We start from the raw sequence: 10,680 nt of genomic DNA on the forward strand, positions 1-10,680 counted from the left end.
AATCTTGCCCACTCTTTTTTGCTCATTTCGAAAATGTCCTTTTCTTCCATTTCTCCCTCCTTTTTTGAGGGATATTTTACATCCTTAAACAGGACATTTTCATTTTGCCAGATTAGGACATTTTCATTTTGGTATTACACTGCTTTTCAACCTCCTTGACAAAATTAAAATAATATGTTATAATAAAAATGGTTTAATGGCTGTGTGTTTCCAGGAATGGATAAGATGAAGCTTTTTAGAGAAATGGATGTCAATAACTTTTTTAAAAAACTTACTATAAAGTTACTATAAAAATAGTTAGCTTTTTTGTCTTTTTAAGACTATTTGAGGATAAAGATGCAAATTAGTGGATCAGATCTATATAGTGAATATGGTTACTTAAAGTATAAGCAACCAGCTAATGTAATTCCCAATGCGGCTGAGGATAAAAATCTTAATAGGGCTAAAGATGTAAGCTCAAGTAAAGACTCTGAAGAGGAAGGTTTAACCCCTCAACTTAAAGAGGCTATTGCCCGATACAAAAGAGCTAACCCAGATGTTGACTCTTCAACTATTGCTAATGCTATAAAAAAACAAGATCAAGATATCGAGAGAAGTGAAGTAGAAAGAGTTTTAAATGAAAAAGGGTTAAATGAAGAGAGAGCAGGTAAAATAACCCCAGAAGATAATCAAGAAAAAGGAGACATTCTTAAAGAAAAAGGGATTACCAAGGAAGAACCGGTAACACTTCAGCAAAGAGAAGATAAAATAGCCCCAGAAGATAATCCTAATCGTAAAAAAAGTAACCTTACTCCAGAAATAGAGCAACAAATAGTTAAAACAAAGAGGGCCAATCCGGAAGTTACTCCTGAGGAGGTTAAAATAATAGTTTCTAATGGTAAAAATGAAGATATTTCCGTAGAGGATGTTAAAAAAGTTCTTCAAAAAAATGACTTATCAGATGAAGACAAGAAGAGCGAAAAAGAGAAAACCTTAAATAAAGCAGCCGGAGCGCTGACAGAGGAAGAAAAGCAACAAGTAGCTAAACTAAGACAAAGGGATACTGAAGTAAAAAATCATGAGGCGGCCCATATAGCTGCTGGTGGTCAATATGTACGAGGTGGGGCTCATTATGCCTACCAGGAAGGACCTGATGGAAGACGTTACGCCGTAGGGGGAGATGTATCTATCTCCACGGGCCCAGAAAAAACCCCAGAAGAGAGTATTCGAAAAGCTCAAATTGTTCGAAATGCAGCTTTGGCTCCATCAGATCCTTCATTTGCCGATACTCAAATAGCTGCTGCTGCTTCTAAGATGGAGATGAGCGCTCGCCAGGAATTAACTCAACAAAAGACGGAAGAAACCAGAGAAACTAAAGGAGAAGCCAAAAAAGAAAAAGCAGAGATTCCTGCTAAAGCAAAAGAAACTACAGCAGGCTTTGAAGGAAAGAAGATAGAAAAAGAAGAGAGAGAAGTTTCTTTAGAATTAGAAAGAGAGATAGTCAATAAGAAGAAGACTAGTCCTAATTTAGATACTTCGGCTATTAAACAATCTCTTACCCAAGACGGAAAAGAAGAGATTACCGAAGCAGAGATTAAAAGAACTCTTCAAAAAAATAACCTCCTTGAAAAAGGTGAAGAATTTAACTTAGGTAAGACAGAGGATAAAGAAGAAGCTTCTTTAAATCCAGATAAGAGATTAAATGAAGAAGATAAGAAGAATGAAGAAAAGGATGGTATCTTAATTAAGAATGAAGCTTTAAATAAAACAGAAGGCAGTAATCCTTTAGACAAGGAAAAGGATAAAAAAGAAGGGGCTAATCAAACAATCTTTGACCAGACAACCAGTGATAAGATTAAAAGATACATAACCTCAAGTTGGCAAACAGAAGAAAAAAAAGGGAAGGGTTTTGATCTGGCGGCTTAATAAAATAAATCTTAAAATTAAATTTTTAGCCATCCGCTACAAAGTAGGATGGCTTTTTATTTAGGTATTAAAAGTTAAAATTTTTTTTCCGAAAAAAGCTTTAAGCAAGCATTTACTACCGCAGAATCATAAAGAGTGTCTTGATGACAAAAAATTTCCTCTAAAGCTCTTTCTATGCCAAGAGCTGGCCTATAAGGACGATGAGAAGTTATGGCATCCACCACATCAGCTACAGCTAATATCTTAGCTTCTAAAAGAATATCATCATCATGAAAGCCATGAGGGTATCCAGATCCGTCAATTCTTTCATGATGTTGAAGAATAATATTGGCAATTGGCCAAGGAAATTCTATATGTTTTAAGATATCATAACCAATTTGAGGGTGAACCTTAAACATAGAGTATTCTGCTTCTGTTAACAAACTTGGACTACTAAGAATTTCTGCCGGTATATGAATTTTACCTAAATCATGGATTAGTCCAGCCAGATAAAGCCCCTTAATTCTCTTTTCAGAAACACCCATCTCTCTAGCTATGGTGCAAGCAAGATTAGCGACCCGCTTTTGATGGCCTGCCGTGTAAGGATCTCTGCTCTCAATAATTAAAGAGATGGCTTCAATAGCACCATCCATAGTTTTTTCTAATTCTCTCAAATTTTGTTGACGTTCTTTTTCTAAGTTCTTATGCATAACTATCTCTTCTTTTAATTTCTTTATTAACTTCTTATTTTCTACGGTTAGTTGTTGATGTTCCAGAGCTTCTTTCAGAGTAATTAACACTTCCTCCATCTGGAAGGGCTTAGTAATGTAAGCCCAAGCTCCGGCGTTTAAAGCCTTTACGGAATTCTCTAAAGAAGCATGCCCGGTAATGACAACTTCCACCATTTCAGGGTAGGATTTCCTTAAGGACTTTAGTAACTCTATGCCTTCTATGTCTGGTAGTTTCATATCTATTAAAGACAAATTAAAGCACTTTTGCTTAAGTTTTTCTAAAGATTCTCTGCCGGTAAGAGCTATCTCTACTTTATAACCTCTGTCTTGTAAGGCAAAGGATAAAACTTGGCCAGTATCTTCATTGTCATCAATAATAAGAATCTTCTTACTTCGACTCATCTCTTTTTCCTTTCTGTATTCGGAAGCAATCAGCGGTCAGCTTTCAGTCTTAGATGGTGTCTGTGAATAGCTAAATGTTAGCTTGCAATACATTTATGATAATGTTTATTATAGAAGGTCTAGTTCATTATAGAAGGTCTAGTTCATTATAGAAGGTCTAGTTCATTATAGAAGGTCTAGTTCATTATAGAAGATCTAATTCATTATAATTTTAAATATGGCTTGAAAACAATATTTTGTCAAGATTTTACTTTTTATTTTCGGCTCATCCCGGATTAAATTAAGTTTCTTTTTAATTCAAGCTTTGGGAAAACTCATTAATGTTTCTATGAAAATCGTAAAAATTAAGTTAATCTGTTTTGTAAAATCTTATAATGAGAATGGCTGAGGAAAAGGTCTTGACGAAATATTGTTTTCAGAGTATATTTAAACTTAAGAGTAATCTTGAGTTTGTTGATGACTATAACCAGAATAAAAGACTCAAGAAATTAAACGATAAAACACCTGTTCAATACCTAAAAAAAGAAGAATACTATCCTACGACGTCTTGTTAGCTAACACTTTATCATCCATAGAAAAGTATAGACACACCTAATACAGATATGCCTCCACATAAAAAAGTATAGTTTATGAGAGCAATTTTAATTACGGAATTTGAGGCAAAGTCCAAGGGGAAAACAGTTCCGAGCATTAGCGAGGACTATCTTATCTCTGAACTATCAGAGAGATACTATAAATTTTCTACTTATCTAAAAAGACAATTTAAAACAAAAGTTCATAAGATAAGCATAGATGCGGGTTTTTCTTGCCCCAACAGGAATGGGGTAATTTCTAAGGATGGTTGTGTTTATTGTAATAACCGTGGTTTTAGTGTTAATACTAAGATTCCCTTGCCTTCTCTTTATCTTCAGATTGAAGAAGGAATAAAACGCCTAAGACAAAGATTTAAAGCTGAGAAGTTTATCGTCTATTTTCAAGCTTACACCAATACCTATGCTGATTTAATGACCTTAAAACAAAGATATGATAGTGTAAAGAATTTTGAAGATATTGTAGGGATTTCCATAGCGACACGACCTGACTGTATAAATGAAGGAATTTTAGACTTAATTAATTCTTATACGGAAGATTATGAGGTTTGGATTGAATATGGAGTGCAGTCTATTCATCAACCAACTTTAGAATTCATTAATCGAGGTCACTTATATGAAGATTTTTTAAAAGCGGTGGAGTTGACCCGGAAAAAGGAAAAGATAAAGATAGGTGCCCATCTAATTATTGGACTACCTTTTGAGACAGAAGAAATGATTCAAGAGACAGCCAAGGCCTTGGCTATTCTTAAATTAGATGGAATTAAACTACATCCTTTGTATATTGTAAAAGATACAAAATTAGAAATGCTCTTTCATCAAAAATTGTATCAACCATTAGGCTTAAACAAGTATCTAGATTTAGTTATAGGTTTCTTAGAGCATCTCTGGCCAAAGACAGTTATTCAGAGAATTAGCGCAGATTGTCCTAAGGAATTATTAGTAGCCCCTTCTTGGATATTAAATAAAAATCAAGTTTTGCAGGAAGTAGAAAGAAGACTACTCGAAGAAGAGAGATTTCAAGGTAAGTTGTGGCAAGAGATTAAAAAAAGAAAAAGTTTTGCTTGACGATGAATAAAAAAGTGTGGTATTTATTCGTTAAATAAAAAATTGTAAGCTTAATATCTAAATGGCTAATTAGTTTTTTTATGGAAAGAATTGACAAGATAAATTACTACTTAAATATTGCTACTGAATGCTTAAAACGAGGAACTTGCTTAAGAAGAAATTTTGGAGCAGTAATTGTTAAGAATGATCAAATTCTTAGTACTGGATATACTGGAGCTCCAAGAATGCAAAAGAATTGCATCGATTTAGGTTTCTGTATTCGAGAAAAATTAAGGGTTCCCAGGGGGAGTAACTATGAGCTATGTAGGTCAGTCCATGCCGAGATGAATGCCATCATTAATGTAAGTCGAATTGATATGTTAGATTCTACTTTATTTTTAAGCGGGATAGAGGTTTCAACCAATGAGTATGTTAAAAATGCTAAACCTTGTAAACTTTGTAGAAGATTTATTATTAATGCCGGTATTGGAAAGGTAATAGTTAGGGAGGCTCATCATACTTATAAAGAATATCTCACTGCCGATTGGATAGAAGAAGACGATGAGTTACTCTTAAATGGAGTAGAAATAAATGATTATTGATATGGTAAGCATAAAGATTAAGTAAGGAGGTAAAAATGAAGGTTTTAGTAAGCGATACTCTTCCTCAAGAAAGCCTTGAGCTTTTAAGAAAGGAGAAAGATTTAGAAGTAGATGTTAAGACTAAGTTATCTCCCCAAGAGCTAATAAGTTGTATTTCCAATTATCAGGTATTATTAATTCGTTCAGGAACTAAAGTTACTAAAGAAGTAATTAATGCAGCTTCTAACTTACAAATTATTGGCCGAGCTGGAGTAGGTATAGATAATGTAGATGTAGAAGCAGCGACCAGAAGGGGAATAATTGTCATGAATACTCCAGATGGAAATACTATTTCTACGGCTGAGCATACTATTGCTTTAATTCTTTCTTTATCTCGTAATATTCCTTTTGCTCATTATTCTCTGAGAAATAAAGAGTGGAAGCGAGAAAAGTTTGCCGGAGTAGAGCTCTTTGACAAGACCATCGGTATTATAGGCTTGGGTAGAATTGGAACAGAAGTAGCGAAAAGGATTAAAGCTTTTCAGATGCGAGTGATAGGCTACGATCCTTATGTTTCTGAAGAGAGAGTAGAGTCTTTGGGTATAGAGATGGTAGGATTAGAGCAGTTATATAAAGAGTCAGATTATATTACCTTACATGTGACCAAGACTCCTGAAACTAAGAATATGATCTCTAAAAAAGAGATAGAATTAATGAAGAGTGAAGTAAGAATAATTAATTGTGCCAGAGGTGGATTAATTCAGGAACAAGATTTAATTGAAGCCTTACGGAATAAACGAATTGCTGGAGCGGCCTTAGATGTTTACGAGCAAGAACCTCCAGCAGAAAGCGAACTCTTTTCTTTGGATAATTGCATTACTGTCCCTCACTTAGGCGCTTCTACTAAGGAGGCTCAGCTAAATGTGGGTGTAGATATTGTCAAGCAAGCATTAGAAGTCTTAAAAGGAGGAATGGCTAAGAATGCTATTAATATTCCTCAAATAGACGGAAATTTACTAAACCAATTAAAGCCTTACTTAAATTTAGGGGAAAAATTAGGCAGTTTTCAAGGGCAGTTAGCTTCTGCGGCGATTGAAGAAGTAGCTATTGAGTATGCAGGAGATATGACTAAGTATGATTTAAAAGCCGTCTCTATCGCGATCTTAAAAGGACTACTTTCGGCGATGATTGATGATGCTCTGGTAAATTTTGTTAATGCTCCATTTTTGGCCAAGGAACGAGGAATAAAGGTAGTGGAAAGTAAAAGTAGCCAGAGAGAAGATTTTAATAACTTAATTTCTGTTACGGTCAAGACTAATAAAGGAAAAAGCTCTATTGCCGCTACTTTATTTCATAAAGACGATGCTCGCCTTGTCTATTTAGAAAATTTTAGAATTGATGCTATTCCCAGTGGGTATATGTTAGTCTTATCTAATATTGATAAACCTGGAGTAGTGGGTAGGATAGGAACAATATTAGGTAATAATAATATTAATATTGCAGCTTTATATATGGGTCGAGAACCTATAAAAGATAAACAGATTTTAGTGATAAATGTAGATAGCTTTGTACCAGAAGAAGTAATTTCAGAGATAAGGAATTTAGAAGAGATCTTAAGGGTAAAATTAATCAGACTATAAAAAGGATATTAAGATGGGTCAAACTATTGCAGAAAAGATATTAAGTAGTCATAGTGATAAGAAAGTGTATGCTGGTGAGATAACCATAGCCAAAATAGATTTTTGTTTTGCTCAAGATGGCACGGCTCCTCTGGCTATTAAAGCTTTCCAGGAAATGGAAGCTCATCAAGTCTTTGATCAAGAAAGAGTAGCTTTGGTGATAGATCATAGTGCTCCAAGCCCTAATAAAGATGTCTCTAAACTTCATAAAATGATGAGGGATTTTGCAAAAGAACAAAAAATTAAGATATTTGATATTGGAGAAGGGGTTTGCCACCAGGTAATTCCAGAAAGTGGTCAGATAAGTGGTGGTGATTTAGTAATAGGGGCTGATTCTCACACCTGTACTTATGGAGCCTTGAATATCTTTGCTACCGGCATGGGCTCTACAGATGTAGCGGCTTGCTTTATGACGGGAAAGATTTGGCTTAAGGTTCCAGAAACCATTAAGGTTATATTGAAGGGGAAGTTATCTAAAAGTGTCTTCGCCAAAGATTTTATCTTACATTTAATTGGAGATCTAAAAGCTGATGGAGCGAATTACCAAGCTGTGGAGTTTAGCGGAGAAGGAATAGATAGTCTTTCTATGGACGGTCGCTTGACGATCGCTAATATGGCTATCGAGATGGGAGCAAAGGTGGGAATTTTCGAAGGAGATGAAAAGACTAAAAACTGGCTAAAAGAACAGGGAGTAAAGAAAGAGATAAACTTTATCTTTGGAGACTCTGGAGCTAATTATAAAGAAGTATTAGAGTATGACTTATCTGAAATTTCTCCTTCTTTGGCTATGCCTCATACCGTTGATAATGTTGTTAGTGTTACTAAATTAAAAGGCATGAAAATCGATCAAGCCTTGATAGGAACTTGTACTAATGGTCGGATAGAAGATTTAAGAATAGCTGCTTTGATATTAGAGGGGAAGAAAGTTCATCCCGATGTAAGATTAATTGTCGCTCCAGCTTCTAAAAACATTTACCTTAAAGCCATGGAAGAAGGAATTATTCAAACCTTAGTAAAAGCAGGAGCAGCGGTAGTTACCCCAGGTTGTGGTCCTTGCGTAGGCACCCATAATGGTGTTCCTAGCGATGGAGAAAAGGTCATCTCGACCGCTAATCGTAATTTTAAAGGAAGAATGGGAAATAACCAAGCCGAAATTTACTTAGCTTCTCCTGCAACAGTAGCTATTTCAGCTCTAAAAGGAGAGGTTTTCGATCCAAGAGAAATTTAAAAAAATATTCTTAGGAGTAATGAGACTAAAAGGAGGTTGTCGAAGATGCCTACTCGACAAATAAGTGGTTTTAGCCATAAGTTTGGTGATCATATTAATACTGACTATATTATTTCAGGGAGATATAAGTTTTCTACCTTAGATATGAATGAATTAGCTAAGCATATTATGGAAGATTTAGACAAGCACTTTTATGAAAAGATAAAGCCAGGGGACATGATAGTGGCTGGAGAAAATTTTGGTTGCGGTTCTTCCAGAGAACAAGCTACTTTAGCCATTAAACATGCTCAGATTTCAGCAGTCTTAGCGAAGTCATTTGCCCGGATTTTTTATCGAAATGCCATTAATGGAGGATTGGTGGTGATAGAATGCGATACAGATAAAATTGAAGATGGTGACCAATTAGCTATTGACTTAGAAAAAGGAATGATTAATAATCTTACCAAAAACATAGAAGTAAAAAGCCAACCACTCCCTTTAGCGATGATCAAGATACTATCTGAGGGGGGATTAGTGGCTTATTTTAAGAAGTATAAAACCTTTGAAGTAAAGTAGTCCAATGAAGGAAATTATTCAAGAAGAGCTAAGATCTAAAGAAAGATACCTAATTGTTTGCCCCGAGGAAGATTCCTTTTACTTAAAAATAGCTTTTCATTTGGTTGAGAAATTAAGGAATAAAGGGGTGGAGGTAGAGAGAAGTGTAGATTTAAAAAGTAAGGAAGAAATTTTAAATTATAGTGGCCAGAAAGGGATAAAGAAGGTTATCTTTATTGGTTTATCTAAAGAAGAAGTGGTGGTGGTGGATCTTAGCACCAAGAAAGAAGAAAGTTTAAAGATTATAGACATTTTATCAGAGGAGTAAGTTATGAGTGTTGTAGTAATTGTAGGAGCTCAATGGGGAGATGAAGGCAAAGGAAAGATTATTGATTATTTAAGTAAAGATGTTGACATTGTAGCTCGTTTTCAAGGAGGAGATAATGCTGGTCATACCGTAATCTATAAAGACAAAGAGTTAGTTTTGCATTTAATTCCTTGTGGTATCTTGCATGAAAAGGCAATATGTATCATTGGAAGTGGAGTGGTCATAAACCCTAAGGCTTTGGTTAAAGAGATTAATAACTTAGTTTCTTTAGGTATAAATTTAAAAGATCGACTTTTTATTAGCGAGAGTGCTCATGTAATTATGCCTTATCATGCTTGCCTGGATCGAATAAATGAAAGATTAAGAGGAAAAGGAAAGATTGGCACTACCGGGAAAGGGATTGGCCCTGCTTATATGGACTTAGTTTCCAGGGTAGGAATTAGGATAATCGATCTTTTAGATAAAGAGATCTTTGTTAAAAAATTAGAAAAGAATTTAGAAGAAAAAAGGTATTTTTTGGAGCAATATAATGGCTGGGGAGAATTTAACTTTGATGAAATAAAGGAAGAGTATCTAAACTATGGTCAAGAGATAGAGAAGTATGTCTCTAATACAATCGTATACTTAAATGAAGCTATTAAAGCTCAAAAGAAGATATTGTTTGAAGGAGCTCAAGGAGCCCTTTTAGATGTCTATTATGGCACTTTTCCTTATGTGACCTCTTCTAATACTACTGCTGGAGGGGCCTGTATAGGAAGTGGGATTGGACCTACTGAGATTAAAAAAGTAATAGGGGTAACGAAAGCTTACACCACCCGAGTGGGAGAAGGTCCTTTTCCTACTGAGCTTGATGAAGAAATGAACAATCAGATGAGAATAAAAGGAAAAGAATTTGGAGCTACCACAGGAAGACCGAGACGATGTGGCTGGTTAGATATAGTAGCTTTGAAACATGCTAAGTATATTAATGGATTTAAGAGTATCATTATGACTAAACTTGATATTCTTTCCGGATTAAAAGAGATAAAGATTTGCACTGGTTATAAGTACAAAGAAAGAATCTTAAAAGACTTTCCTAGTTCCTTAGAGATATTAGGAAGTTGTCAACCTATTTATGAAATTTTACCTGGTTGGGAAGAAGATATCTCAGAGATTTCAAATTTTAAAGATCTACCTTCTCAGGCAAAGGGGTATCTCTCTAAGGTCGAAGAATTATTAGAGGTCAAGATAGAGTTAATTTCTACAGGACCTAAGAGATTTCAAATAACTTCAAGAGAAGTTTATGATTAGAACAAGTAAGATCTGGGTGATGGTTTTTTGAATAAGGATGTGGATGAATATTCTTTATCTTCAGAAAAAGAAGTTTATGATTAGAACAAGTAAGATCTGGGTGATGGTTTTTTGAATAAGGATGTGGGTGAATATTCTTTATCTTCAGAAAGAGAAGTTTATGATTAGAACAAGTAAGATCTGGGTGATGGTTTTTTGAATAAGGATGTGGGTGAATATTCTTTATCTTCAGAAAAAGAAGTTTATGATTAGAACAAGTAAGATCTGGGTGATGGTTTTTTGAATAAGGATGTGGGTGAATATTCTTTATCTTCAGAAAAAGAAGTTTATGATCAGAACAAGTAAGATCTGGGTGATGGTTTTTTGAATAAGGATGTGGGTGAATA

General features: G+C 34.8%; 11 protein-coding genes. 9 read left to right on the forward strand and 2 right to left on the reverse strand.

The features are described 5' to 3' along the window. The first annotated feature begins 336 nt into the window (after nt 1–336). Nucleotides 337–1,905: a hypothetical protein gene (locus KJ849_07050; GenBank protein ID MBU2600315.1), complete on the forward strand. Its 1,569-nt coding sequence runs from the start codon at nt 337–339 to the stop codon at nt 1,903–1,905. A 74-nt stretch (nt 1,906–1,979) separates the two neighbouring features. Here KJ849_07050 and KJ849_07055 read toward each other — a convergent pair whose 3' ends face one another. Next, nucleotides 1,980–3,017 carry a response regulator gene (locus tag KJ849_07055; protein MBU2600316.1) on the reverse strand — a complete coding sequence of 346 codons (1,038 nt, stop codon included), beginning with the start codon at nt 3,015–3,017 and terminating at the stop codon, nt 1,980–1,982. A 380-nt stretch (nt 3,018–3,397) separates the two neighbouring features. Here KJ849_07055 and KJ849_07060 point away from each other — a divergent pair, with 380 nt between their 5' ends. From KJ849_07060 to KJ849_07095, 8 genes are all read left to right on the forward strand, one after another. After that, a complete protein-coding gene (locus KJ849_07060) occupies nt 3,398–3,571 on the forward strand; it encodes a hypothetical protein (protein MBU2600317.1) in 174 nt (57 codons plus the stop codon). 75 nt (nt 3,572–3,646) lie between these two features. Beyond that, nucleotides 3,647–4,675 carry a TIGR01212 family radical SAM protein gene (locus KJ849_07065; GenBank protein MBU2600318.1) on the forward strand — a complete coding sequence of 343 codons (1,029 nt, stop codon included), beginning with the start codon at nt 3,647–3,649 and terminating at the stop codon, nt 4,673–4,675. A gap of 80 nt (nt 4,676–4,755) precedes the next feature. Then, a complete protein-coding gene (locus KJ849_07070; protein ID MBU2600319.1) occupies nt 4,756–5,256 on the forward strand; it encodes a cytidine deaminase in 501 nt (166 codons plus the stop codon). A gap of 35 nt (nt 5,257–5,291) precedes the next feature. After that, nucleotides 5,292–6,875 (forward strand): phosphoglycerate dehydrogenase, encoded by a 1,584-nt coding sequence (serA, locus tag KJ849_07075; GenBank protein MBU2600320.1) that lies wholly within the window; start codon nt 5,292–5,294, stop codon nt 6,873–6,875. Between the two features lie 13 nt (nt 6,876–6,888). Further along, nucleotides 6,889–8,142 (forward strand): 3-isopropylmalate dehydratase large subunit, encoded by a 1,254-nt coding sequence (locus KJ849_07080; GenBank protein ID MBU2600321.1) that lies wholly within the window; start codon nt 6,889–6,891, stop codon nt 8,140–8,142. Between the two features lie 45 nt (nt 8,143–8,187). Then, the gene (locus tag KJ849_07085) at nt 8,188–8,697 is read left to right on the forward strand and encodes a 3-isopropylmalate dehydratase small subunit (GenBank protein MBU2600322.1); all 510 of its coding nucleotides are present in this window, start codon (nt 8,188–8,190) and stop codon (nt 8,695–8,697) included. A gap of 4 nt (nt 8,698–8,701) precedes the next feature. After that, entirely contained in the window at nt 8,702–9,004 is a 303-nt protein-coding gene (locus KJ849_07090) for a hypothetical protein (protein ID MBU2600323.1), read from the forward strand. A gap of 3 nt (nt 9,005–9,007) precedes the next feature. Next, entirely contained in the window at nt 9,008–10,294 is a 1,287-nt protein-coding gene (locus KJ849_07095) for an adenylosuccinate synthase (GenBank protein MBU2600324.1), read from the forward strand. On the opposite strand, the gene KJ849_07100 is transcribed toward KJ849_07095, so the two are convergent. After that, nucleotides 10,254–10,680, reverse strand: a 427-nt coding sequence (locus KJ849_07100; GenBank protein ID MBU2600325.1) for a hypothetical protein, incomplete at its 5' end; no start/stop codon positions are given. The two genes, KJ849_07095 and KJ849_07100, sit on opposite strands and share 41 nt — an antisense overlap.

The sequence above is a fragment of the bacterium genome, assembly GCA_018830565.1.
GTDB lineage: Bacteria > UBA9089 > JAHJRX01 > JAHJRX01 > JAHJRX01 > JAHJRX01.

Excerpts from the sequence above, each read along its gene's own strand:
- KJ849_07050 (MBU2600315.1), top strand. The coding sequence starts at position 337 with ATGCAAATTAGTGGATCAGATCTATATAGTGAATATGGTTACTTAAAG.
- KJ849_07055 (MBU2600316.1), bottom strand. The coding sequence starts at position 3,017 with ATGAGTCGAAGTAAGAAGATTCTTATTATTGATGACAATGAAGATACT.
- KJ849_07060 (MBU2600317.1), top strand. The coding sequence starts at position 3,398 with ATGGCTGAGGAAAAGGTCTTGACGAAATATTGTTTTCAGAGTATATTT.
- KJ849_07065 (MBU2600318.1), top strand. The coding sequence starts at position 3,647 with ATGAGAGCAATTTTAATTACGGAATTTGAGGCAAAGTCCAAGGGGAAA.
- KJ849_07070 (MBU2600319.1), top strand. The coding sequence starts at position 4,756 with ATGGAAAGAATTGACAAGATAAATTACTACTTAAATATTGCTACTGAA.
- serA (MBU2600320.1), top strand. The coding sequence starts at position 5,292 with ATGAAGGTTTTAGTAAGCGATACTCTTCCTCAAGAAAGCCTTGAGCTT.
- KJ849_07080 (MBU2600321.1), top strand. The coding sequence starts at position 6,889 with ATGGGTCAAACTATTGCAGAAAAGATATTAAGTAGTCATAGTGATAAG.
- KJ849_07085 (MBU2600322.1), top strand. The coding sequence starts at position 8,188 with ATGCCTACTCGACAAATAAGTGGTTTTAGCCATAAGTTTGGTGATCAT.
- KJ849_07090 (MBU2600323.1), top strand. The coding sequence starts at position 8,702 with ATGAAGGAAATTATTCAAGAAGAGCTAAGATCTAAAGAAAGATACCTA.
- KJ849_07095 (MBU2600324.1), top strand. The coding sequence starts at position 9,008 with ATGAGTGTTGTAGTAATTGTAGGAGCTCAATGGGGAGATGAAGGCAAA.